Annotated in this window: 18 protein-coding genes and 1 pseudogene; 6 read left to right on the top strand and 13 right to left on the bottom strand. The window is 61.3% G+C overall.

Annotated elements, in window-relative coordinates:
• Positions 1-47 precede the first annotated feature (47 nt).
• Positions 48-773, top strand: coding sequence for a phosphonate metabolism transcriptional regulator PhnF (gene phnF / locus KD146_RS11055; RefSeq protein ID WP_212658721.1), 726 nt, complete (start codon positions 48-50; stop codon positions 771-773).
• On the opposite strand, the gene phnN is transcribed toward phnF, so the two are convergent.
• From phnN to KD146_RS11110, 11 genes and pseudogenes are all read right to left on the bottom strand, one after another.
• On the bottom strand, positions 770-1,333 hold the full coding sequence (phnN, locus tag KD146_RS11060) for a phosphonate metabolism protein/1,5-bisphosphokinase (PRPP-forming) PhnN (RefSeq protein ID WP_212658722.1): 564 nt from the start codon (positions 1,331-1,333) through the stop codon (positions 770-772). The two genes, phnF and phnN, sit on opposite strands and share 4 nt — an antisense overlap.
• Positions 1,330-2,478: an alpha-D-ribose 1-methylphosphonate 5-triphosphate diphosphatase gene (locus tag KD146_RS11065; RefSeq protein ID WP_212658723.1), complete on the bottom strand. Its 1,149-nt coding sequence runs from the start codon at positions 2,476-2,478 to the stop codon at positions 1,330-1,332. The genes phnN and KD146_RS11065 overlap by 4 nt, the downstream gene beginning before the upstream one ends.
• Before the next feature lie 85 nt (positions 2,479-2,563).
• Positions 2,564-3,613, bottom strand: a pseudogene (locus KD146_RS11070) (sn-glycerol-3-phosphate import ATP-binding protein UgpC); the annotation flags it as partial.
• A 2-nt stretch (positions 3,614-3,615) separates the two neighbouring features.
• Positions 3,616-4,458, bottom strand: a complete 843-nt coding sequence (ugpE, locus tag KD146_RS11075; RefSeq protein ID WP_212658725.1) for a sn-glycerol-3-phosphate ABC transporter permease UgpE — start codon at positions 4,456-4,458, stop codon at positions 3,616-3,618.
• Between the two features lie 10 nt (positions 4,459-4,468).
• Entirely contained in the window at positions 4,469-5,353 is an 885-nt protein-coding gene (gene ugpA / locus KD146_RS11080; RefSeq protein ID WP_212658726.1) for a sn-glycerol-3-phosphate ABC transporter permease UgpA, read from the bottom strand.
• A 96-nt stretch (positions 5,354-5,449) separates the two neighbouring features.
• A complete protein-coding gene (ugpB, locus tag KD146_RS11085) occupies positions 5,450-6,766 on the bottom strand; it encodes a sn-glycerol-3-phosphate ABC transporter substrate-binding protein UgpB (RefSeq protein ID WP_212658727.1) in 1,317 nt (438 codons plus the stop codon).
• Positions 6,767-6,909: 143 nt separating this feature from the next.
• On the bottom strand, positions 6,910-7,320 hold the full coding sequence (mce, locus tag KD146_RS11090) for a methylmalonyl-CoA epimerase (protein WP_212658728.1): 411 nt from the start codon (positions 7,318-7,320) through the stop codon (positions 6,910-6,912).
• The gene (scpA, locus tag KD146_RS11095) at positions 7,317-9,440 is read right to left on the bottom strand and encodes a methylmalonyl-CoA mutase (protein ID WP_212658729.1); all 2,124 of its coding nucleotides are present in this window, start codon (positions 9,438-9,440) and stop codon (positions 7,317-7,319) included. The genes mce and scpA overlap by 4 nt, the downstream gene beginning before the upstream one ends.
• Before the next feature lie 138 nt (positions 9,441-9,578).
• Positions 9,579-11,558, bottom strand: a complete 1,980-nt coding sequence (locus KD146_RS11100) for an acetyl-CoA carboxylase biotin carboxylase subunit (RefSeq protein WP_212658730.1) — start codon at positions 11,556-11,558, stop codon at positions 9,579-9,581.
• Positions 11,555-12,145, bottom strand: coding sequence for an endonuclease domain-containing protein (locus KD146_RS11105; RefSeq protein WP_345790784.1), 591 nt, complete (start codon positions 12,143-12,145; stop codon positions 11,555-11,557). The genes KD146_RS11100 and KD146_RS11105 overlap by 4 nt, the downstream gene beginning before the upstream one ends.
• 7 nt (positions 12,146-12,152) lie before the next feature.
• Positions 12,153-13,685: an acyl-CoA carboxylase subunit beta gene (locus KD146_RS11110; protein ID WP_212658732.1), complete on the bottom strand. Its 1,533-nt coding sequence runs from the start codon at positions 13,683-13,685 to the stop codon at positions 12,153-12,155.
• A gap of 118 nt (positions 13,686-13,803) precedes the next feature.
• On the opposite strand from KD146_RS11110, the gene KD146_RS11115 reads away from it, so the two are divergent.
• Positions 13,804-15,216 (top strand): helix-turn-helix domain-containing protein, encoded by a 1,413-nt coding sequence (locus KD146_RS11115; protein ID WP_212658733.1) that lies wholly within the window; start codon positions 13,804-13,806, stop codon positions 15,214-15,216.
• A gap of 12 nt (positions 15,217-15,228) precedes the next feature.
• On the opposite strand, the gene KD146_RS11120 is transcribed toward KD146_RS11115, so the two are convergent.
• Both KD146_RS11120 and KD146_RS11125 read right to left on the bottom strand, forming a co-directional pair.
• On the bottom strand, positions 15,229-17,706 hold the full coding sequence (locus tag KD146_RS11120) for a hybrid sensor histidine kinase/response regulator (RefSeq protein ID WP_212658734.1): 2,478 nt from the start codon (positions 17,704-17,706) through the stop codon (positions 15,229-15,231).
• 34 nt (positions 17,707-17,740) lie between these two features.
• Positions 17,741-18,148 carry a hypothetical protein gene (locus KD146_RS11125; protein WP_212658735.1) on the bottom strand — a complete coding sequence of 136 codons (408 nt, stop codon included), beginning with the start codon at positions 18,146-18,148 and terminating at the stop codon, positions 17,741-17,743.
• 62 nt (positions 18,149-18,210) lie between these two features.
• Between KD146_RS11125 and KD146_RS11130 the strand changes: the two genes are divergently transcribed.
• The 4 genes from KD146_RS11130 to KD146_RS11145 all read left to right on the top strand — a co-directional run bounded on the left by KD146_RS11130 (position 18,211) and on the right by KD146_RS11145 (position 23,238).
• Positions 18,211-18,831, top strand: a complete 621-nt coding sequence (locus tag KD146_RS11130; protein ID WP_212658736.1) for a response regulator transcription factor — start codon at positions 18,211-18,213, stop codon at positions 18,829-18,831.
• Between the two features lie 116 nt (positions 18,832-18,947).
• The gene (locus KD146_RS11135; protein ID WP_212658737.1) at positions 18,948-19,265 is read left to right on the top strand and encodes an Hpt domain-containing protein; all 318 of its coding nucleotides are present in this window, start codon (positions 18,948-18,950) and stop codon (positions 19,263-19,265) included.
• Positions 19,266-19,424: 159 nt separating this feature from the next.
• A complete protein-coding gene (locus tag KD146_RS11140) occupies positions 19,425-21,311 on the top strand; it encodes a diguanylate cyclase (RefSeq protein WP_212658738.1) in 1,887 nt (628 codons plus the stop codon).
• 289 nt (positions 21,312-21,600) lie between these two features.
• A complete protein-coding gene (locus KD146_RS11145) occupies positions 21,601-23,238 on the top strand; it encodes a BCCT family transporter (RefSeq protein ID WP_212658739.1) in 1,638 nt (545 codons plus the stop codon).
• The last annotated feature ends 23 nt before the right edge of the window (positions 23,239-23,261 follow it).

The following is a 23,261-nucleotide window of genomic DNA, read 5'->3' on the forward strand; positions in this document are numbered from 1 at the left end:
CAACTAGTGTCCTCATTCCGGTCTTAGGCGTTCTGTGTGAAAGTGCAATGACAGATCAGAAAAGTGCTCTGGGCGGGGTCGCGCTGTGGCGACGCATCGCCGATGCGATCCGGCTCGACATTGTCGGCGGCAAGCTGGCGGCGGGCGACAGGCTGCCAACGGAAGCGGCGCTGGCCGCTCGCTTTTCTGCCAATCGTCATACCGTGCGCCGGGCGCTGGCTGTGCTGGCTGATGAAGGGGTTGTGGCCGCCGAGCAGGGGCGCGGCACCTTTGTGCGCAGCGCGCGACGACTGAGCTATCCGATTGGCCGCCGCACCCGGTTTTCCGAAGGTCTGGCCGGTCAGGCCCGGAGCCTGTCCACCCAGCATCTAGGCGACAAAATCGAGAATGCCACAGCCAGTATCGGCCGCGCACTGGCCATTCCCACCGGCGCCAAGGTCGTGCGGATCGAAGGGCTATCGTCGGCCGATGGCCGCCCGCTGTCGCGCAGCACCACCTGGCTGGCCTATCGCCAGTTTGCCGACTTCGGCCAGCGTATCATCGAGATGACCTCGTTCACGGCGACCTTTGCCAGCTATGGGATTGCCGACTATGCGCGTGCCTCGACCCGCATTTCGGCACGCCATGCCGATGTCGAGGAAACAAAGCTGCTGGCGCTGTCGGCCGGGGCCATCGTGCTGGTGTCAGAGGCCGTTGACGAGGATGCAGAGGGTCATCCCATCTCCTATGCCCTGAGCCGGTTTCCGGCTGAGCGTATGGAACTTGTGGTCTAGGCGCGTCTGGCCTGCCGGGCCAGATCCTCGAGCAGCGCCACGAACTGCATGCCTGCGACCTCCAGCGCGCCGGAATTGTCGATCCGGATGGTGCTTGCTGGCAGGCGGTCGCTGACCCGGCGTTCCATACGGTTCTGGATCGATTGCGCCGTCTCGCGCCCGCGATCGGCCAGACGTTGTTCGATCACCTCACGCTTGGCAGACACCGCCACTACCACAGCATCGGCATAGCGCTCGATCAGTTGCGGGATCATCGCGCGCGAGAGATTGGCCACCACGATCCGACCGGCGCTCAGATCGTCCTCGAGCCCGATGGGCAAGCCATAGCGCAGGCCATGGGCACCCCAGGTCAGCGCAAAGGCACCATCGCGTTCAGCCTGCGCAAAGGCGGCCTCATCAAGGCTGTCATGGTCTTCGCTATCGCCATCGGCCTGACGCGTCACAACGCGACGCACGACATGGATCAGGCCGCTCGGCTCAAGCCGCTCGCGGGCGAAGTTCATCAGGCTATCCTTGCCTGCGCCACTGGGGCCGACAACGGCGACAAAAGTCCCACTCATATGACGCGACGGCCTTCACGATACACGGTCAGCACGATGGGGATACCGTCCTCGACACGCAGATGAACGAAGTCGGCACGCTTGCCCGTGACAATCTCGCCCCGGTCGCGGAAACCGGCAGCTTCTGCGGGACGCTTGGTCACCAATTGCACGGCCTTGGCCAAACTTATCCCCTCAACGTTCTCGGCGAGCGAGAATGCAGACTGTAGCATAGAGAAAGGAATGTAGTCCGACGACAGGATATCGAGCAGATCGGCTTCGGCCAGCGCCCGCGCCGACACATTGCCGGAATGAGATCCGCCGCGCACCACATTGGGTCCGCCCATCAGGATGGCCATGCCTGCCTGACGTGATGCCTTGGCGGCTTCCATGGTGGTGGGGAATTCGGCGACATCAATGCCCAGCGCGACAGCCTCCTCGACATGGTCGCGGGTGGCATCATCATGGCTTGCCAGCACGATGCCGAGCGCCCTGCAGGCCTGGGCGATGGCCCGGCGATGTGGCCCGGCAAAGCTATCGGATTCGATATTGCGACGGCGGGTAAAGTCGTCGAGCTCGGCATCGCTGAGCTTGAGCTTGCCCTGGTAGTAGGTCTTGTAGGCGTCCATGCTGGCGAACTGACGCTGGCCGGGGGCGTGGTCCATCAGGGACACCAGACGCACCTGCGGATCATCCTTGAGCAGGTTGAAGCTCTCCAGGCAGTCAGGCGCGGAGACTTCGCAACGCAGATGGATGTGGTGCTCGGCGCGCAGTCGCCCCGCCTTGGTGCCCGCCGCAATGGCACCGGTAAGGGTCTTCATTTCAACAGCGCCCATGTCCGAATTCTCGTCGAGCCCGACACGGATGGCGTCAAGCACGGTGGTGATACCCGAGGCCGCGATCTGGGCATCATGGGCCTGCACGGCTGCTACCGGGTTCCAGCGCACCTTGGGGCGCGGCGCATAGTGGGTTTCAAGATGATCGGTGTGCAGTTCCACCAGGCCGGGGATCAGATAATCGCCATCAAGATCAATACCCTTGCGGACGGGCGTGCCGATATCGGTGATGACACCACCATCGACCCGCACCGAGCCCTCGATGATTTCATTAGCCAGAACGATCCGGGCATTGGTGAGGACAAGCTCCCCGAGTGCGATATTGTTCATGAGCGGCTTATCCTGCTGGCGTGGCAAACGAGCTGATGGCATCGGGCAACGGCGTTGGCTGACGATCAGGGACGGCAGCGCCATCATCGAGCCGGCGGCCGGTGGCACTGTTGAAGGGGTGCAGGCCCGCGCGCGGCAGCGTCAGATCAAGGCGCGCGCCTTCTGATAGCTCAGAGCGCCCCTGAGCCACAACGATTACCGCCTGATCCAGCCCTTCGACCCGCAAATAGAGATGGCTCTCGCCCCCCACCGGTTCGATCAGCTCGACCGTACCACTCAGCCCCATCTCCCCTGCCCCGGCCTTGCCCAGCCGCACGGCATCGGGACGCACGCCGACAATGTCGGTGCCCTGGGGCAGATCGGTTGGGACGTGAACACCCGCAAGCGCCTGGACCTGCTCCATCGGCATCAGGTTCATTGGCGGCGACCCGATAAAGCCCGCGACAAACAACGAGGCTGGGCGGTCATAGAGTTCGATGGGCTTGCCGACCTGCTCGATGCGGCCGGCATTCATCACCACCAGCCGGTCGGCCAGGGTCATGGCTTCAAGCTGATCGTGGGTGACGTAAACACTGGTGGTCTTGAGCGCGCGCTGCAGGCGGCGAATTTCAATGCGCATCTGTCCACGCAGCTTGGCATCGAGATTGCTCAACGGCTCATCGAACAGGAACGCCTTGGGCTTGCGGACAATGGCGCGACCCATGGCCACGCGCTGGCGCTGGCCGCCAGAGAGCTGGCGCGGCTTGCGATCAAGGAAAGGCGTGATCTCGAGAATGCGCGCCGCCTCGGCCACGCGGGCGTCAATCTCGGCGCGCTGGGTACCCCGGTTCTTCAACCCGTATTCCAGATTACCGCGCACGCTCATATGCGGATAGAGCGCATAGTTCTGGAACACCATGGCGATGTCGCGCTCGGCGGGCTCCTTGCGATTGACCACATCACCATCGATGGAAATCTCCCCTTCGGTGATGGTTTCGAGCCCCGCAATCATGCGCAGCAGGGTGGACTTGCCGCAGCCCGAGGGGCCCACCAGCACGACCAGTTCGCCATCGGCAATCTGCAGGTCGATGCCGTGCACCACGGCCACGCCGCCGGGATAGGTTTTCTTGACGCCGGTCAGGTCGATGCTTGCCATGACTATTTCTCCGTTTCGACCAGGCCCTTGACGAACAGGCGCTGCATGAAAATGACGATGAGGACGGGGGGCAGCATGGCCAGCACGACAGCGGCCATGATGATGTTCCATTGCGGGTCGCTGTCAGCCACGGTCGCCATGCGCTTCACACCCATCATCAGCGTGTAGTATTTGGGATCGGTGGTGACGAGCAGCGGCCAGAGATACTGCATCCAGCCATAGATGAAGAGGATGACGCACAGCGCCGCGATATTGGTGCGGCTGAGCGGCAGCAGGATATCGCGGAAGAACTTCATGGGCCCCGCACCGTCGACACGTGCCGCTTCCATCAGTTCGTCAGGAATGGTCATGAAGAACTGGCGGAACAGGAAGGTCGCCGTGGCCGAGGCGATCAGGGGAATGGTGAGGCCAGCATAGGAATTGAGCAGGCCCAGATCAGCCACCACCTTGAAGGTAGGGATGATGCGCACTTCGACAGGCAGCATCAGAGTGATGAAAATCAGCCAGAACACCAGCAGGCGGCCGGGAAACCGGAAATAGACGATGGCATAGGCCGAGATGATCGAAATGGCGATTTTGCCGACGGTGATCAGCACCGCCATCATCAGCGAGTTCCACGCCATCAGCCAGAACGGCGCGACACCGCGACGGGTCTCGGTCAGCACCTGCATGATGTTGTTGATCAGCTCGCTACCGGGGAGCATGGGCATGGCCCCCGAGGACAGGGCCAACGGACCATGGGTGGCCGCGACCACCGCGATATAGACCGGAAAGATCACCACGATTACCCCGGCGATCAGGAACAGGTGGGTCAGGACAGTCAGGAAGGGACGATTTTCGACCAAAGCCGTGCTCCTAGTATTGCACCCGGCGTTCCACGAAGCGGAACTGGATGATGGTGAGGCCGATGACGAACATCATCAAAATGACCGACTGGGCGGAGGACGAGCCGATATTGAGGCCGATATAGCCGTCCGAATAAACCTTGTAGACAAGGATGTTGGTGGCCTGATTGGGCCCGCCAGCGGTGGTGGCATCGACGATGCCGAAGGTGTCGAACATGGTGTAGTTGAGGTTGACGATCATCAGGAAGAAGGTGGTCGGCGAGAGCAACGGAAAGACAATGGTCCAGAAGCGTTTCCAGGGCCCGGCACTGTCGATGGCGGCCGCTTCGCTGAGCGATTGGGGCACCGATTGCAGCCCCGCCAGAAAGAACAGGAAGTTGTAGGATATCTGCTTCCAGCTGGCCGCGATGATGATCAGGATCATCGCCTGGGTGCCGTTGAGCTGATGGTCCCAGTCAATGCCGAAATAGGCCAGCAGATAGGGCAGAATGCCGGTGCTGGAATTGAAGATGAACCACCACAATATGCCCGCCACAACGGGCGAGACCGCATAGGGCCACAACAGCATGGTGGAATAGGCCGTGCCGCTGCGGATCAGCCGATTGACGCAGACCGCCAGGATCAAGGCCAGCCCCATCGAAATGATGGTCACGGCCAGCGCGAACAGCGCCGTACGGCCGATTGCGGCGAGATAGTCAGGGTCGGCAAACAGACGGCCATAGTGCAGCAGGCCGACAAAATTGGTGGAAAGCCCAAACGGATCTTCGCGCTCGAATGATGACTTCACCGCCTGCCCTGCGGGCCAGATGAAGAAGATCAAGGTGATGATGAGCTGCGGCGCCACTAGGAAATAGGGCAATGCCATGCTGGGAAAGGTGGTGCGCTTGGTATCCATGACCGGGTCCGCTGAAGTCTGCCGGGGATGGACCGCGGCCGAGAAGTGGCAAGGAAACAGGGGCGACCATGGCCGCCCCTGCCCGGGAGGTGAGGCCTAGTTATTGGTGGCTTCGAAATCGCGCAGCATCTCGTTGCCGCGGCTTACCAGCGCGTCCAGAGCTTCCTGGGCGGTCTTGTCACCTGCCAGCAGCGCCTGGAATTCCTGATCGATCACGTCGCGGATCTGGGTGTAATTGCCGAAGCGCAGACCCTTGGAGTTGACCGTGGGAGCGTTCAGCGTGATCTGCTTGATGGCGACGTCGGAACCGGGATTGGCGGCGTAATAGCCCTGCTGCTGACCCAGTTCATAGGCAGCCTGGGTGATTGGCAGGTAGCCCGAGAACTGGTGCCAGTCGGCCTGAACTTCAGCAGAGGAGAGGTAGCTGAAGAAGTCAGCAACGCCCTTATATTCGGCTTCGTCATGGCCCTGCAGCACCCACAGGGTCGCGCCGCCGATGATCGAGTTCTGTGGTGCGCCTTCGACACCCTCATAATAGGGCAGCATGCCGTAGCCAACTTCGAAGTCAGCAGCATTGTTGATCACGCCGGCACGCGAGGCCGACGAGTTCATGTAGATGGCGCATTCCTGGGTGTAGAACTTGGCCGGGGCATCAGCACCGCCGCCAGGTCCGCCGTACTGGAACAGGCCCTCATCCTGCCACTTCTTCAGGTTTGCCCAGTGCTTGGCCTGATCCGGGCCATTCATGGTCAACTCGGTATTGAGACCAGCAAAACCGTTCTCTTCAGTGCCGATCTGCAGATTGTGCCAGGCCGAGAAATTCTCAAGCTGCACCCAGGAAATCCAGCCCGAGCTGAAGCCACATGTGGCAGCGCCCGATTCCATAATCTGGTGCGAGAAGGCTTCGAGTTCTTCCCAGGTCTTGGGTGGCACGTCGCGGTCAAGACCTGCGGCTTCGAACACGTCCTTGTTGTAGTACAGGATCGGGGTCGAGGAGTTGAACGGCATCGAGAGCATATTGCCCTGGGTGTCGGTGTAGTAGCCGACAACGGCGGGCAGGAAGCCGGACTGATCGAAATCGGCGCCCATATCAGCCATCAGCTGATAGACTGGGTAAACGGCGCCTTGGGCGGCCATCATGGTGCCGGTGCCCACTTCAAACACCTGGACGATGTCTGGCTGTTCGCCGGCGCGGAATGCGGCGATGGCAGCGGTCATGGTCTCGGTATAGGAGCCCTTATAGACCGGGGTCACGTGATAGTCGGACTGGCTATCATTATAGGTGGCGACAATTTCTTCGAGCTTTTCGCCCAGTTCGCCGCCCATGGCATGCCACCAGCTCACTTCGGTCTGTGCGAAGGCGGTGGTGGAGGTCAGGGCGAGCGCGAGTGCGGCAAGGGAAAGGCGAACCATAAGGTCTCTCCTACATGACGGAAAATATCAGCAGGACGGGCGCCCTCACTGGCTCGTCTGATGCGAGCGAGGGCTGCCTAACAATGGTACTTATCGGTTGGGTGACGAAGCTGTGACGCTTGCGTGACAGCGCACAGACTTGCTCAGGCCGGCACTTGCTCGAGTTCGATCAGCGTGCCGTCAAAGTCCTTGGGGTGCAGGAACAGCACCGGGTTGCCATGGGCACCAGTTTTCGGCGTGCCATCGCCCAGCACCCGCGCACCGCCCTGGGTCAGGGTGGCGGCAGCGGCGGCGATGTCGGGGACCTCAAAGCAGATATGGTGCATGCCGCCCGCCGGGTTCTTGGCCAGAAAAGCGGCGATGGGCGAAGCTTCGCCGAGCGGCTCGAGCAGTTCCACCTTGGTGTTGCCGGTGTCGACGAACACCACCGTGACACCATGCTCGGGCAGCGCCTGCGGCTGGCCGACCTTGGCGCCAAGCAGGTCGCGGTATTTGGCGGAAGCCGCGGCCAGATCGGGGACAGCGATGGCGATGTGGTTGAGGCGACCGATCATTGGTTGGAGAGCCTTCCCTCGATCTGGCTGAGCACCGAAAAGGCTGCACTGAGCACGTTGGTGCCGGGACCAAAGATGGCGGCCACACCACTATCGAGCAGGAAGTCGTAATCCTGCTCAGGAATGACGCCGCCAACAATGACGGTGACTTCACCCAGTTCGCGGTCCTTGAGCGCCGCGATCAGTTCGGGCACCAGGGTCTTGTGGCCTGCTGCGAGCGAGGAGACACCCACGGCGTCGACCTTGAGTTCTCCGACATGGGCGGCGACTTCGGAAGCGGTCTCGAACAGATCGCCCATATGGACATCAAAGCCGAGATCGGCGAAGGCGCTGGCGATAACCTTGGCGCCACGATCATGGCCGTCCTGGCCCATCTTGGCGATAAAGATGGAGGGCGCCCTGCCCCGGCTTTTCCTGAAACTGTCGATGCGCCCGGCAATGGCGGCGAATTCGGGATCATCGCCATAACCATCGGCATAGACGCCCGAGATGACGCGGGTGATGGCGGCGTGGCGACCGAATACATCTTCCATGGCCTGGCTGATTTCGCCCAAAGTGGCGCGGGCGCGGGCGGCAGCAATGGCCGCGTCGAGCAGATTGCCCTCATCCATGGCCGCATATTCGCGCAGGGCGGCCAGCATGGACTGGCACTTGGCCTCGTCGCGGCTGGCGCGGACGCGCTGCAGCAGGGCGATCTGTTCGGCGCGTACCTTGGCATTGTCGATATCGCGCACCTCAAGGGCATCCTCGACATCGAGCCGGTAGCGGTTGACGCCGACAATGACATCCTCGCCGCGATCGACACGGGCCTGCCGCTGGGCGGCGGCTTTTTCGATTTCGAGCTTGGGCGCGCCACTCTGGACGGCCTTGGTCATGCCACCCTGGGCTTCGGATTCCCCGATCAGCGCCCTGGCGCCGTCGACCAGTTCCCTGGTCAGCGCCTCGACATAGTAGGAGCCGCCCAGCGGATCGACCACGTCGGTGATGCGGCTTTCATGTTGCAGGATCAGCTGGGTATTGCGGGCGATGCGGCTGGAAAACTCGGTGGGCAGCGCGATGGCTTCGTCAAAGCTGTTGGTGTGCAGGCTCTGGGTGCCGCCCAGCGTGGCGGCCAGCGCCTCGATGGTGGTGCGCACGATATTGTTGTGCGGGTCCTGCTCTGTCAGCGACACGCCCGAGGTCTGGCAATGGGTGCGCAGCATCTTGCTTCGAGGGTCCTTCGCGCCCAGCTCGGTCATGATCTCGCTCCAGAGCTGACGCGCGGCGCGCAGTTTGGAGACTTCGAGGAAGAAGTTCATGCCGATGCCGAAAAAGAAGCTGAGACGACCGGCGAATTTGTCGATATCGAGGCCACGGGCCTGGGCGGCGCGGACATATTCCATGCCGTCAGCCAGGGTATAGGCCAGTTCCTGCACCGCCGTCGCGCCGGCCTCGTGCATGTGATAGCCCGAGATCGAGATCGAGTTGAATTTGGGCATGTGCTCGGCGGTGTGGGCGATGATGTCGCCAACAATGCGCATGGAGGGTTCGGGCGGGTAGATATAGGTATTGCGGACCATGAACTCCTTGAGCACATCGTTCTGGATGGTGCCCTGCAGTTTGTCTTGGCTGACGCCCTGCTCTTCGGCCGCCACGATGAACATGGCCAGCACGGGGATCACCGCGCCATTCATGGTCATGGAAACGCTCATCTGATCAAGCGGGATGCCGTCGAACAGGATCTTCATGTCTTCGACACTATCGATGGCCACACCAGCCTTGCCGACATCGCCGACAACGCGTGGGTGATCGCTGTCATAGCCGCGATGGGTCGCCAGATCGAAGGCAACCGAAAGCCCCTTCTGCCCCTTTTCCAGCGCCTGCCGGTAAAAGGCATTGGACTCCTTGGCGGTCGAGAAGCCGGCATATTGCCTAATCGTCCAGGGCCGGTTGGCATACATGGTGGCGCGCACGCCCCGGGTGAACGGCTCGGCACCGGGGACTTCGCCATCCTCGCCGAAATAGACCGGCTGCACGGGGACGCCGCCATAGTCGCGGTTCAGCGAGTCCAGCGGCGTGTCCTTGAGTTCGGCCTGGGCGAGTTTGGCCCAGTGGGCGAAATTGGTTTTCTGGTCAGACATCGTAACCCCCACCCTTGTTCCCGCCCCACAAGGGGGAGGGAGACGACGCGGCATGGCCCGCATCACACCATTGAACTTTCGGCGTCTGCGCATCCCTCCCCCTTGTGGGGCGGGAATGAGGGTGGGGGCATTGGCTCATCACACCGCCTCAAATTCGAGAATGACCTGATCAACGGCAAGCACTTCGCCAGCAACGGCGTGGACCTTGCTGATGCGGGCTTTCTTTTCGGCCTTGAGGACGTTTTCCATCTTCATGGCTTCAACGATGGCCAGGGTCTGGCCATCCTCGACCACATCCCCCTCGGCCACATCGATGCGCACCACCTGCCCCGGCATGGGGCAGAGCAGGAACTTGCTCATGTCGGGCGGCACCTTGATCGGCATGTGCTTGAGCAGGGCCGCAACATGGGGCGCGAGCACCAGCACCTTGAGGTCTGCGCCGCGATAGCGGATGCGGAAGCCCGAAGTGGTGGTGTTGACCTTGAGCACGGCGCGGCGACCATCGGACCAGTCGACATGGGCCAGACCCGAACCGGGCCGCCAGTCGAGACGGGCGGCCTGACTACGCCATTCGGCGTCGACGACAAAGCCGTCGCCATCCGGACTGATGCTGACAGGCAATGCCTGCTCGCCCAGTTGCACATGCCAGTGATGGGCGGTCGCGGTGTCTCCATTGCGGGCCACGCGTCGTGTCATCATCATGGCCGCAGCGGCGGCGATATCGAAGACATGCTCCTCGCTGAGTTCGGCGCCGTGGAAACCCTCGGGGAATTCCTCGGCGATATAGCCGGTGGTCAGCCGCCCGTCCCTGAACCGCGCCTGCTCCATCACCGTCGAGAGGAATGGCAGGTTGTTGCCGACGCCCTCGACTTCAAAGCTGTCCAGCGCCACGGCCATGGCGTCGATGGCTTCGCCGCGGGTGGGTGCCCAGGTGCACAGCTTGGCGATCATCGGATCGTAAAAGGTCGAGATTTCGCCGCCCTCGAACACGCCGGTATCATTGCGCACGACCAGATCGTCGGAGTTGCTTTCGACCGGTGGTTGATACTTCACCAGTCGGCCAGTCGAGGGCAGGAAATTGCGATAGGGGTCTTCGGCGTAAAGCCGGCTTTCAATGGCCCAGCCATTGCGCCGCACATCCGCCTGGGTGAGCGGCAGCTTTTCGCCATTGGCGGCGCGCAGCATGAGTTCGACCAGATCGAGCCCGGTGATCAGCTCGGTGACGGGATGCTCCACCTGCAGGCGGGTGTTCATCTCAAGGAAATAGAACTTCTTGTCCTTGTCGACGATGAACTCGACCGTGCCAGCGCTCTGATAGCCAACGGCCTTGGCCAGCGCGACGGACTGTTCGCCCATGGCCTTGCGGGTGGCTTCGTCGAGAAAGGGCGATGGCGCCTCTTCGATGACCTTCTGGTTGCGGCGCTGGATCGAGCATTCGCGCTCGTTGAGATAGAGCACATTGCCGTGGCTGTCGCCGATCAGCTGGATTTCGATATGGCGCGGCTCAGTGACGAATTTCTCGATGAAGATGCGGTCATCCCCAAAGGAGGATGCGGCTTCGGATTTGGAGCGATCAAAGCCCTCGCGCGCCTCGGCGTCGTTCCAGGCAATGCGCATGCCCTTGCCGCCACCGCCGGCGCTGGCCTTGATCATCACCGGGTAGCCGACGGATTTCGAAATGGTCACGGCATGCTCGGCGTCGTCGATCAGCCCCATATGGCCGGGCACGGTGGAGACACCGGCTTCAGCGGCCAGTTTCTTGGATGTGATCTTGTCGCCCATGGCCTCGATGGCCTTGACCGGCGGGCCGACAAAGATGATCCCGGCGGCTTGCAGGGCTTCCGCGAATTTGGGGTTTTCCGAGAGGAAGCCATAGCCGGGATGCACGGCCTGCGCCCCTGTGGATTTGCAGGCTGCGATGATCTTGTCGATCTGCAGGTACGAGTCCTTGGCCGGGGATGGACCGATATGGACGGCCTCGTCGGCCATGCGCACGTGCAGCGCTTCTCGGTCGGCATCCGAATAGACAGCGACCGTGGCAATGCCCATGCGCTTGGCCGTCTTGATGACCCGGCAAGCAATCTCGCCCCGATTGGCGATGAGGAGTTTGGTGATCATTTTTCGCCAGCGCCTTTGTTGTTCGCGGGACTGTCTGCTCTGCGTCTCCCTCCCCCTTGTGGGGAGGGATCAAGGGTGGGGGTGTCGGCCAGCGCATTCAGGATCATGGCCATCGTGTCATCCAGATTGTGCCGCACGTCGTCATTGCTGATGCGGAGAACGCGATAGCCTTGAGCGGCGATGAAGCCATCGCGTGCGGCATCACGAACCAGCGCCTGCCCCATGTGATGGCTGTCGCCATCTACCTCGATCACCAGCCTGGCGCGGTGCGAGGCGAAATCGGCATAGTAGGGACCGAGCGGCACTTGACGCCGGAAGTGGTGGCCCAGCGGCTTGAGTTCCCGCAGCGCGTTCCACAGCCGGGCCTCGGACGGTGGCATGGATTTCCGCAATTGCCGCGCCCGCTGAACGCTCATAGCCCCCCACCCTTGATCCCTCCCCACAAGGGGGAGGGAGACGATAGAACCGCACCAATCCAACGCAAAGCCAGACCAGACGCTTGCGCCATGCCCCAACGTGCCACAACTGACCGGGAGGGTATCCCTCCCCCTTGTGGGGAGGGAACAAGGGTGGGGGTGCAAATCCATGCCACCCTCACAACGGAATATTGTCGTGCTTCTTCTTCGGACCCTGCGACTGCTTGTTGCGCAGGGTGGAAAAAGCACGGATGACGCGGCGGCGGGTGCCGTGGGGCATGATGACGTCGTCGATAAAGCCGCGTTCGGCGGCGACGAAGGGATTGGCGAAGCGGGCCTCGTAGTCGGCGGTGCGCTGGGCGATCTTGTCCTTGTCGCCCAGTTCGGAGCGATAGATGATTTCCGAGGCGCCCTTGGCGCCCATCACCGCGATTTCGGCTGAAGGCCAGGCGTAGTTCACGTCGGCCTTGATGTGCTTACTCGCCATCACGTCATAGGCGCCGCCATAGGCTTTGCGGGTGATGACGGTGACCAGCGGCACACTGGCTTCGGCATAGGCGAACAGCAGCTTGGCGCCATGCTTGATGATGCCGCCATATTCCTGGGCCACGCCGGGCAGGAAGCCGGGCACGTCGACCAGGGTGAGGATGGGGATTTCAAAGCTGTCGCAGAAGCGGATGAAGCGCGCGGCTTTCTTACTGGCATTGATATCGAGGCAGCCGGCCAGCACCAGCGGCTGGTTGGCGACGACGCCGACCGTTTCGCCATCGAGGCGGATGAAGCCGATCAGGATATTGCCGGCATGGTCCCTTTGCAGCTCGAGGAAATCGCCCTCATCGGCGATCTTCTCGATCACCTCGCGCATGTCATAGGGCTTGTTGGCGCTGTCGGGGATGATGGTGTCCAGGCTCGGATCGTCGCGCACAATGGGCTCGTGGGTCGGCCGGCGCGGCGGCTTCTGGCCCGCCGCGAGCGGCAGGAAGCTGTAAAGCCGGCGGACTTCGAGCAGGGTTTCGATGTCGTTCTCAAACGCGGCATCGGCGACCGAGGAAATCTTGGTGTGGGTGGAGGCACCGCCCAGTTCTTCCTGGGTGACGGTCTCATTGGTCACTGTCTTAACCACGTCGGGGCCGGTGACGAACATGTAGCTGGTGTCTTTGACCATGTAGATGAAGTCGGTCATGGCGGGCGAATAGACCGCGCCGCCAGCGCAGGGGCCCATGATCACTGAAATCTGCGGCACGGCGCCCGAGGCCTGAGTATTGCGCCAGAACACGTCGGCATAGCCACCGAGCGAGGCCACGCCCTCCTGAATACGGGCGCCGCCACTATCATTGAGGCCAATCACCGGCGCGCCATTCTGCATGGCCAGATCCATGATCTTGCAGATTTTCTTGGCGTGGGTTTCGCTCAGCGAGCCCCCAAAGACGGTGAAATCCTGGCTGAAGACATAGACCATGCGGCCATCAATCTTGCCCCAGCCGGTGACGACGCCGTCGCCGGGAATGATGGTCTCGGCCATGCCGAAATCGGTCGCCCGGTGGGTGACGAACATGTCGTATTCTTCAAAACTGCCGGGATCGAGCAGGATTTCGAGCCGTTCGCGGGCAGTCAGCTTGCCCTTGCCGTGCTGGATATCGATGCGCCGCTGGCCACCGCCGACCCGCGCTTCGGCCCGCTTGGTTTCAAGTTGAGCGATGATATCCTGCATGCGTTCGTCTCCCTGCTGAGGGGAGACTAGCGCGTTGTTATCAATCCCCCAAGACAGCAAAGGGCGCGCCTGTTACAATCACACAAGATCGAATTTGTAATTTTGTGGATTTGTGTGAATGGCCACCCGCAAGATATTTGCCGGCGCCCGGCTGCGGGCCCTGCGGACCCAGCATAAATTGACACAGGGCGAGCTGGCAGCGCGGCTCGATATCTCGGCCTCCTATGTCAACCAGATCGAGTCCAATCAGCGCCCGCTCACGGCATCAGTGATGATGGCGCTGGCGGACGGGTTCAATCTCGATCTGTCCGAGTTGATGACCGATACCTCGGATCGTCTGCTGGCCGATCTGCGTGAGGCGCTGGCCGATCCGGTGTTTGGCGAGGGCGTGCCGAATTTGCAGGAACTCAAGACGGTAGCAGCCAATGCGCCCGACATGGCGCGGGCGATGCTGGCGCTCTACGAAACCTACCGCAAGACCAATGAGCGGCTGGCCAGCGTTGATGCGGCGCTGACGCGCGATCCGCATTCGGGCATGCAGACCGCCTATGAGGAAGTGCGCGACTTCTTCCACTATGCCGACAACTACATCGATCCGCTGGACCGCGCAGCCGAAGCGCTGGCGGACGAGTTGGGCACGTTCGAACCGGACCGGCTGAACCGACTGATGGCCTATTGCGGGGAGGCCCATGACCTTCGGGTGGTACTGACCGCACCGACACGCCCCGATCTGATCAAGGATTATGATCGCTCAACGCGGACGCTGGCGATCAATGCGCGGCTGGAGCCGGCGACCCAGTTCTTCCAGATTGCCGCCCATCTTGCGGTGATGGAGCAGACCACCCTGCTCGAGCAATTGCTCGACGCCGCCAATTTCAAGACCACCGAAGCGCGAGCCATTGCCCGCATGGGGCTGACCAATTATTTCGCCGGGGCGCTGCAGATGCCCTATGGCGCCTTTCTCAAGGCGGCCGAGGCGCATCGCTATGATATCGAGGAACTGGACCATCTGTTTGGCGCCAGTCTGGAGCAGGTGGCGCACCGGCTCTCGACCATGCAGCGGCCGCGCGAAAAGGGCGTGCCGTTCTTTTTTGCCCGGGTCGATGCGGCCGGCACGATCACCAAGCGGCATTCGGCAACCGCGCTGCAGTTTGCCCGCTTCGGCGGCGCCTGCCCGCTATGGAATGTGCATCGTGCGTTCGAAGCGCATGGCCAGATCATCCGGCAATTGGCGGAAACGCCAGACGGCAATCGCTATCTGTGCCTGGCTTGGTCAAGCGAAAAGCGCAGTGGCGGCTATCATGGCGTGACGCGGCGCTATGCCTATGCGCTGGGCTGCGAAATCAGCCACGCCAATCGGCTGGTCTATGGCAGCGATATCGAGCCGGCGCGGGCCAGCTTTGACCCCATCGGGGTATCCTGCCGCATTTGCGAGCGCCGCAATTGCCCGCAGCGCTCGGTGCCGCCGCTGGCTGCCGAAATCACCATCGACAGCAACCGGCGCGCCATCGTGCCCTACCAAATCAACTAGAGGCGGCGCGACCTATTGCAGCGTGCGGCTGGCCGACCAGGCCGCCTTGCCATCGGTGCCCGGCTTGGGGCCCTCGAACTTCATCTCGTCGAGTGCCGAGAGCACGGCGTGGCGCTCCTGCTGAAACCGCATGCGGGGCACCAACAGATCCGTCTGCGCCAGATGGGCTGTTTCCAGCTGGCGAGCGGCGTCGGAGAGCTTGGTGAAGCCCAGCAACCCGGCGGTCGAGATCAGCTTGTGCGCTGTGACCTTTTCGGATTCGGCGCCATCCGCGCTGGCGTCGCCAACACCTGCGGCCAGCAATTGCGTCTCGAAGCGTACCAGCAATTGATCGACACGTTCCTGACCCATGACGGCGATGAGTTTGACCAGCTCCGGGCTTGTCGGGGGCGAGACGTCATCGCTCTTGAGCGCCTCGCGTCCGTCAATGACGCGTTCGATCTGGGCCAATAGGACATCGCGCTCGAATGGCTTGCCGACATGGGCATTCATGCCAGCGCGCTTGAACCGGGCGATTTCCTCGACCACGACATTGGCCGTCAGCGCGATAATCGGCGTCTGTCCGACGCGACCGGGCATGGCGCGAATGCGGCGGGTTGTCTCCACCCCATCCATGCCGGGCATCTGGATATCCATCAAAATGGCGTCAAACTTGTGCTCGGCAATGGCGACCAGCGCCTCTGTGCCGCTCGATACTGCCGTCACCGTGTGACCCATTGGCGTCAGCAATGCCGTCACGACCTCCTGATTGATGGCAAGGTCTTCCACCAGCAGCAATTTGGCGGGTCTGGCCTTGGCCAGGGCAATTTCAGACAGGTCTGTCTTGGCGGCCTGGCTTACGGCTTCGGGCAGGACGGCAAGATAGGTAAAGGTCGAGCCGCGCCCAGGCATGCTGTCGAGCAGGATTTTACCACCCATGTTCTCGGCGATGCGCCGGGAGATCGCCAGACCAAGCCCAGTGCCGCCATATTGCCGGGAAATCCGGCTGTCTATCTGGGCAAAGCTCTCGAACAGTTGTGACTGGCGTTCAAGCGGTATGCCGATCCCGGTATCGGTGACCGCAAAGCTCAGTTTGCCAGGAGAACCCGCCGTGCTCTCGCGTGTGACCGTGAGCGACACCGTACCGACATTGGTGAACTTGATGGCGTTCCCCAACAGGTTGAGCAGCACCTGACGGACCCGCGCTTCGTCGCCAGTCACAACCTCGGGCAGGTCATCATCCAGAACCAGATTGAGCGACAAACCCTTGGATTCTGCCTGACTGCGAACGATCGAGCAGCACGAAGTAGCCATGGCCCGCAATTTGAATGGCGCCTGCACCATCGCCATGCCGTTGGCCTCGATCTTGGAGAAATCGAGCACGTCGTCAACGATGGTGACCAGTGCTGCGCTGGCCTGCTGGATCAGATCGAGCTGGCGGCGCACCGTTTCATTGATCGAGCCATTCGCCAGGATCACCTGGGTAAACCCGGTGATGGAGTTGAGCGGCGTGCGGATTTCGTGGCTCATGGTGGCCAGAAACTCGGTCTTTGCGGCGCTGGCCTTGCGCACCTGTTCATTGGCATCGCGCAATTCCTCTAGCATGCGACGCCGGCCAGCCACGATGGCGGCCACAGGCAGCGACAGGAACACGCAAACCGCCAGAAAGCCCTGCAGGAAGAACATGCGTTCCTGAAGATCACCGTCCACAAATTGCACGGGACCGGATGTCGTCATGGTCAGGCCAATCGAGACAAGGGCAACGCCCAGCACCGCCACTGCCGCACCGAAGAAGCCAGTATAAAACGCCACCAGCACCAGCGGCGGCAGGACTATGAACAGCAGTGGATAGTGCGCCTGCCCGAACACTATCGCGGTGACCACCATTACAAGCGCGAGCAGAAGCAGGGCCCGCGGCTGCACCAGACGCTGCAGTTCCTCATTCATATCGAGATTGCGGACGCTCCAGGCGATCGGGAAAATGATCAGCATCCCCAGCGCATCGGCGGGCCACCAGGACCAGAACACCTCGTTCAGCGGCGCGCCATAAAGCTGCAAGAGCAGCACAGCGGCCAGCATTGCCGACACAATTGGTGCCAGAAGGGCTGCAAAAGCGACGAACAATACCTGGTGTCGCACATACGAAAAGCTCAGATTGGGGGCAAAGCGATCCAAAAGCCAAACGGCGCTGAACACCTCAACTGTATTGCACAGCGCAAGTCCGAGCGCGGCGGTCCCAACATCCCCGGAAGCGAGATTGGCCAGTACATTGCCGATCAGGGCTGCTGCGCCCGCCCGCAAGCGTGCTGGCGTGGGGACAGCCAACACCACGCTGAGCAGAAAGGCATTGGCAAACCAGATTGAGGCGACACGACCGGCTTCGCGTGTCAGCCAAATCCCCGTCCACGCCATGGCGAAGACGACAACACCGACGAGCAGAAACTGCAGCGTGGCCTGCGCCATGGGGGAGTGCGCGGGCGCAATCGAGATCTCGCTGTCTGCGGCGGCCATATGGGCCGTCCGCGCTGCTTGGCTCGCCATATGGTCAGGAGAACTTTGCACAATAAGCCCTGCATTCGAGGATGACCTGCTTGACGGAAGCAGCCAGCCTCGCGCGACTGGCGAGCGTTGACATGTCAGCGTTGAGCAGCAATGCCGACAGTCCGTCGAAGCCGAGAAACACCGAAATGGGCGACAGATCACTGCGGATGAGGTCGAACGACGCCTCGTCAATCACCTCGCCTTCCAGTTCCTGATCGATTTTTTCGAGGTATTTCAGCAGCGATGCCAACAGGCTGGCCGCGCCGGCAACACCAAGTTCACGCACGCGCCGGCCGAACAGTATCTGGTTCCAGACCAGATTTTCATTGGCGGGCAGACTTTGGTGCAAGGTGGTCGCGCTGCCAATTTGTACCCTTGCCGTGGAGCGCGAATTGGTCGATTTAATAGACATAGGATGTCTCCTGAAGGCCTCGTCCAGCTGCCGAGAAGAAAATGCAAACCGGCGAAAAATCTGTGACCACCATATATTTGCTTGATGACCACCCTCTGGTGATCGAAGCCTTGCGCGCCATGATCGGCCAGGCCGATGATCTTTCTGTCATTGGCTCTTCCACCTCGGGTGTAGACGCCATGGCCGAGATCCCCGAACTGGCCCCTGACATCGTCGTGGCAGATCTGGGCATGCCCGAACTGCCTGGCGAAGAAGTCATTCGCTGGCTGCGCTCGACCCATCCCGACATCGCCATCATTGTCCTGACGGCACGGCGTAATCTGGCCACGCTGCGCCCGCTGGTGGATGGCGGGGTGCTGGGCGTGATCGGCAAGACGGCCGTGTCCGGTGAACTGCTCAACTGCATTCGCACCGTGGCCGCTGGCGAGGTATTTCTCGAAATCGAGAACAGCCCCAACGATACCGGCGATGGAGCGACCGTGGATGCGCTCAGCAATCGCGAGCTCGAGGTCCTGCAGATGGTCGCGCGTGGCCTGTCCGGCAAGCAGATTGCCGCCCAGTTGGGTATTGCCGCCAAGACAGCAGAAACCCACAAGGCACGTGGTCTGGCGAAGCTGGGCCTGTTCAGTCGATCCGACATTTTCCAGTTTGCCCATCGCGAAGGTTGGTTGGACAATAATTAGCAAGCTGGTCCTGACGCGATCAGTCGGGAAAAACCTGACCGTTCAAGGCGGGATTTCTGAGGCATTGTTGGCTCATCAGGTGGCGCGTGGCGTCATCACCGTATGTGGGTTTCAACATGACCGAACCAGTACCCTTTGAAATCACGATGGCCGCCTTGCGCGAGCATTTCACGACGCGCGCCCGCAGCGAAGGCGAGGAACTCAAGCTCTTGGCAGGGACGGTTGTCGTGGACGAAACCGCGCTCAAGCGGATCCGCAGGATCGCACACAGCCTGGCGGGTGCTGCAGCCATTTTCGGCATGCCGGCCGTCTCGACCGAAGCCGCGGATCTCGAAGAGGCAATTGTCGACGGCGCGCCTGAGAACGACATTGCCAGCCAGAGCACCTTGCTGGCCGACAGACTGACAAATCTAGGCTCGTGCCAGCCAGCCTGATCGCCGGCCATCCTTCAGACTTTCCTGCCACCACCAATGCCTCGCAGAACCGATACCAGCGATCAATTGTGATCGAAGACGCTACATTTCACCGGCACTTTTAAACGCTTTGCTCAGGGCCTGAGCGCACACTGCATTGATAAATTGGAGGCACATGCCATGACCTACGTGTGGCAAGCATTGGTGGCGAATTTTGCCGTCGTCGCGCTGGTGACCTCAATCTGGTCGCAGATGCTGGGGTGGCTCTATGACCAAAGCCCGATGCGACGACGTGCGGCGCTGGGTCTGCTGGTCGGGCTGGGCGCAGCGGCGACCATCGCCATGTCGGTCGAGGTGTCGCCTGGGGTGTTTTTCGACCTGCGTTCAGGCCTGCTGACGCTGGGTGCCTTTTTCGGCGGCCCGGTTGTCGCTCTGATTGCGACCGTGATTGCCGTGGCCTATCGCGCTTTTGAGGGGGGCGCGGGCGTCGTGGTGGGCACAGCCAACCTCGTGGCAGCAGCCTTGATCGGACTGGGCGTGCGCCGGCTGAGCGCCGCGTCAGGACCCAATATACGTTGCATTCTTCTGCTGGGTGTCGCCATGGTTGCCTTGATCTGGGCGTCCATCATGTTGCTGCCCGCCGAAGCACAGGCCCGGGCTCTGGCTGGTTTCGCCTTGCCCACCTCGGTCATGAGCTTTCTGGCCACGATCACCATGGGCCTGACGGTGCTGCATGCTGGCGTCATCGCCCGTGAGCGCAGCATCCTGCATGCCGCCCTCGAGCAATCGCCAGATTTCCAGTATATCAAGGACACATCCAGCGTGTTCGTCGCGGCAAACCGGGCTGTTGCCCGACACAACGGGTTCAATGAGCCCGGCGAGCTGGTCGGCAAATCGGATTTTGATCTATATCCGCCCGAGCGCGCGCAACAGCTGTTCGAACAGGAACAGGTGATCCTTCAGACCGGCCAGGCCAGCAATGATATCGAAGAAGTCGTCAAGGACGCACAGGGCGTCGAGCACAATTATCGCACCTCCAAGGCCCCACTGCGCGACCATGAGAACCGCATTATTGGGCTGGCTGGCGTGACGGTTGAAACCACCATGTTCAAGCAGCTTGAGCACGAACTGGTGGAAAGCCGCGACATGCTGGCCACCGCCCTGGCCGAAATGAGCGACGGGCTGGCCATGTTCGACGCCAATGGCTTCATGCTGTTCTGCAATGACCAGTATCGCGACGCCTTTCCGCTCACCGCGCATTTGCGCCGCCCCGGCGTGCATATCAGGCAGATCCTGCAGGCGGTCGTCGATACCGGCGAACAGGTGCAGCTGCCCGTTTCGGGTGAAAAGGCGTGGGTTGATTACGCATCGAACCAGCTTAAACAGGCCAATGTAGAGGAAATCGAGCTGTTCAACGGCCGCCATCTGCAGCTGCGCAATCGCCCTGCCCCCGATGGTCGCTCTTTGGTGCTGGTGTCAGATGCCACAGAACTCAAGGTCGCCGAGCGCGCTTTGATTGCGGCCAATGCCAGCCTTGAGACGCTGGCTTCGGTTGATGACCTGACCGGTCTGTTCAATCGGCGGGTGTTTGACGAAACTCTGGCACGTGAGCTTAGTCGCAGCGTTCGCGCCAACAGCCATCTGTCGCTGCTGATGGTCGATGTGGATCGTTTCAAGGCCTATAATGACACCTATGGTCACCAGTCAGGCGATCGCTGTCTCAAGACCGTGGCGGGCAGCATCAAATCATCCATGCGCCGCTTTAGCGATATGGCTTCGCGCTATGGCGGGGAGGAGTTCGCCATCATTCTGCCCGAGACCGATGAAGACGGCGCCTATTTCATGGGCGACGCCTTGCGCAAGGCGATCCGCGACGAGGCCATACCGCACAGCGCCAGCGAAAAGGGCGTTGTCACGGTCAGTGTGGGACTGGCTCACTATGGTCCCAACAGCAATAGCCGGGCGGCCGCCGAACTGATCGGGCGCGCCGACGAAGCGCTCTATTCAGCCAAGGCTGCCGGCCGCGACCGGGTGATGGGCTGGACCCAGGTTTCTCCGCTCCATTAGCCAACCGCTCCCCTGTACAGCCTGATCGATGCACAGTGGTGTCCATGAGCGGGCAAATCGGGTAACCTCCCCGCGCACTGTGTGAGGCAGTTATTGCGCTGCGCCGGCTGAAAAGTGGCTGGCGACAGGACTTATTTTGAACCTTTTGGCCGTGGGCGCGTAGTGCTTATGGGGGTGTTGTTGCCATCGCACGATGGTGACCTTGGCTCTTTTGCAAATCACCACTGAGCAGCACGCGGACGGCAGGTCCCCGTGCTGAGCGTCACATTGCCAAACAATGGGAGATCCAATGAGCATCGATAATGACGATCCGTCAGAAAACAGACCACCGGAGGGGCCGACCGAGGTTATCCAGACCGATTACGAGATCGGTCAGGACAACATCGTTCGTCGAAGAGGCTGGCTCAAGGTTGATATTCACAACCCGGTCTTTCTGATTTCAGGTCTGGCCATTGTCGGGTTTGTGATCCTGACCCTGTTCACCGGTCCTATCGCAACCGATGCCTTTGTCGGGTTGCGTGACTTCCTGACCGGCACATTTGACTGGTTCTTCCTGCTGGCTGGCAACATCTTCGTGCTGGTCTGCGTCGGCCTGATCCTGAGCCCGCTGGGCAAAATCCGCATTGGTGGTCGTGACGCGACGCCGGACTATTCCTATACCGGCTGGCTGGCGATGCTGTTTGCTGCGGGCATGGGCATTGGTCTGGTGTTCTACGGTGTGTCCGAACCGGTCTCCCACTTTACGTCTTCCATGGGCGGCATTGTTTCGGATGGCGGCGCACGCACCGACTGGGCGCCACTTGGCGCAGCTGTTGGCGATGCCGATTCCGCCCGTCGTCTGGCGATGGCCGCGACCATCTTCCACTGGGGTCTGCATCCCTGGGCAATCTATGCGGTTGTCGGCCTCTCGCTGGCGATCTTTGCCTATAACAAGGGTCTGCCGCTGACCATGCGGTCGATCTTCTACCCGCTGCTGGGTGAGCGGATCTGGGGCTGGCCCGGTCATATCATCGATATTCTGGCCGTGTTTGCCACCCTGTTCGGTCTGGCGACGTCGCTTGGCATCGGTGCCGGTCAGGCCAATGCGGGACTTTCATTCCTGTTTGGGCTGCCCACCAATAATCTCACCATGGTATTGCTTATTGCGGCCATTACAGGTGTGGCGCTGGTGTCGGTGCTTGCGGGTCTGGATGCTGGTGTGAAGCGGCTTTCCGAGATCAACATGGTGCTGGCCGGTGTGCTGCTGCTGTTTGTGATCCTGGTGGGACCAACTATCCAGATCCTGAGCGGCTTCTTTGCCAATCTGTGGGCCTATGGCAGCAATCTGCCTGCGCTATCCAATCCCTTTGGTCGGACAGATGACAATTTCCGTCAGGGCTGGACCTCGTTCTATTGGGCATGGTGGATTTCCTGGTCGCCATTTGTCGGCATGTTCATCGCCCGGGTCAGCCGCGGCCGCACGGTTCGCGAATTCCTGATCTGCGTGATGCTGGTGCCGGCTCTGGCCAGCGTGCTGTGGATGACCACCTTTGGTGGCACAGCCATTAGCCAGATCGTCAATGACGGGTATCAGGCCGTGGCTAATGCGAGCCTGGAGCTGCAGCTGTTCGAAATGCTGGCGGCCCTGCCACTGACCCAGATCTCGTCCTTTGTGGGCATTGTCCTGGTCATTGTGTTCTTCGTGACATCATCGGATTCCGGCTCGCTGGTAATCGACACCATCACGGCCGGTGGCAAGCTTGATGCCCCCGTGGGACAGCGCGTTTTCTGGGCGAGCTTTGAGGGTCTGGTCGCTATCGCCCTGCTGTTGGGTGGCGGTCTTGCCGCACTGCAGGCCATGGCCGTTTCAACCGGCCTGCCCTTTGCGGTGATCCTGTTGCTGGGCTGTGTGGCGCTGGTGAAGGGCCTGATGGCCGAGCCGCGCTAAAAGCGATCCACACGCCAAAACAA

The sequence above is a fragment of the Devosia litorisediminis genome (assembly GCF_018334155.1).
Classification (GTDB): Bacteria; Pseudomonadota; Alphaproteobacteria; order Rhizobiales; family Devosiaceae; genus Devosia; species Devosia litorisediminis.

What these genes read in the sequence shown, in the direction of transcription:
- phnN (WP_212658722.1), bottom strand. Translation starts at nt 1,333, where the DNA reads ATGAGTGGGACTTTTGTCGCCGTTGTCGGCCCCAGTGGCGCAGGCAAG.
- scpA (WP_212658729.1), bottom strand. Translation starts at nt 9,440, where the DNA reads ATGTCTGACCAGAAAACCAATTTCGCCCACTGGGCCAAACTCGCCCAG.
- KD146_RS11105 (WP_345790784.1), bottom strand. Translation starts at nt 12,145, where the DNA reads ATGGATTTGCACCCCCACCCTTGTTCCCTCCCCACAAGGGGGAGGGAT.
- KD146_RS11115 (WP_212658733.1), top strand. Translation starts at nt 13,804, where the DNA reads ATGGCCACCCGCAAGATATTTGCCGGCGCCCGGCTGCGGGCCCTGCGG.
- ugpB (WP_212658727.1), bottom strand. Translation starts at nt 6,766, where the DNA reads ATGGTTCGCCTTTCCCTTGCCGCACTCGCGCTCGCCCTGACCTCCACC.
- KD146_RS11140 (WP_212658738.1), top strand. Translation starts at nt 19,425, where the DNA reads ATGACCTACGTGTGGCAAGCATTGGTGGCGAATTTTGCCGTCGTCGCG.
- KD146_RS11120 (WP_212658734.1), bottom strand. Translation starts at nt 17,706, where the DNA reads ATGGCCGCCGCAGACAGCGAGATCTCGATTGCGCCCGCGCACTCCCCC.
- mce (WP_212658728.1), bottom strand. Translation starts at nt 7,320, where the DNA reads ATGATCGGTCGCCTCAACCACATCGCCATCGCTGTCCCCGATCTGGCC.
- KD146_RS11065 (WP_212658723.1), bottom strand. Translation starts at nt 2,478, where the DNA reads ATGAACAATATCGCACTCGGGGAGCTTGTCCTCACCAATGCCCGGATC.
- KD146_RS11110 (WP_212658732.1), bottom strand. Translation starts at nt 13,685, where the DNA reads ATGCAGGATATCATCGCTCAACTTGAAACCAAGCGGGCCGAAGCGCGG.
- ugpA (WP_212658726.1), bottom strand. Translation starts at nt 5,353, where the DNA reads ATGGATACCAAGCGCACCACCTTTCCCAGCATGGCATTGCCCTATTTC.
- KD146_RS11100 (WP_212658730.1), bottom strand. Translation starts at nt 11,558, where the DNA reads ATGATCACCAAACTCCTCATCGCCAATCGGGGCGAGATTGCTTGCCGG.
- KD146_RS11135 (WP_212658737.1), top strand. Translation starts at nt 18,948, where the DNA reads ATGACCGAACCAGTACCCTTTGAAATCACGATGGCCGCCTTGCGCGAG.
- phnF (WP_212658721.1), top strand. Translation starts at nt 48, where the DNA reads ATGACAGATCAGAAAAGTGCTCTGGGCGGGGTCGCGCTGTGGCGACGC.
- KD146_RS11145 (WP_212658739.1), top strand. Translation starts at nt 21,601, where the DNA reads ATGAGCATCGATAATGACGATCCGTCAGAAAACAGACCACCGGAGGGG.
- KD146_RS11125 (WP_212658735.1), bottom strand. Translation starts at nt 18,148, where the DNA reads ATGTCTATTAAATCGACCAATTCGCGCTCCACGGCAAGGGTACAAATT.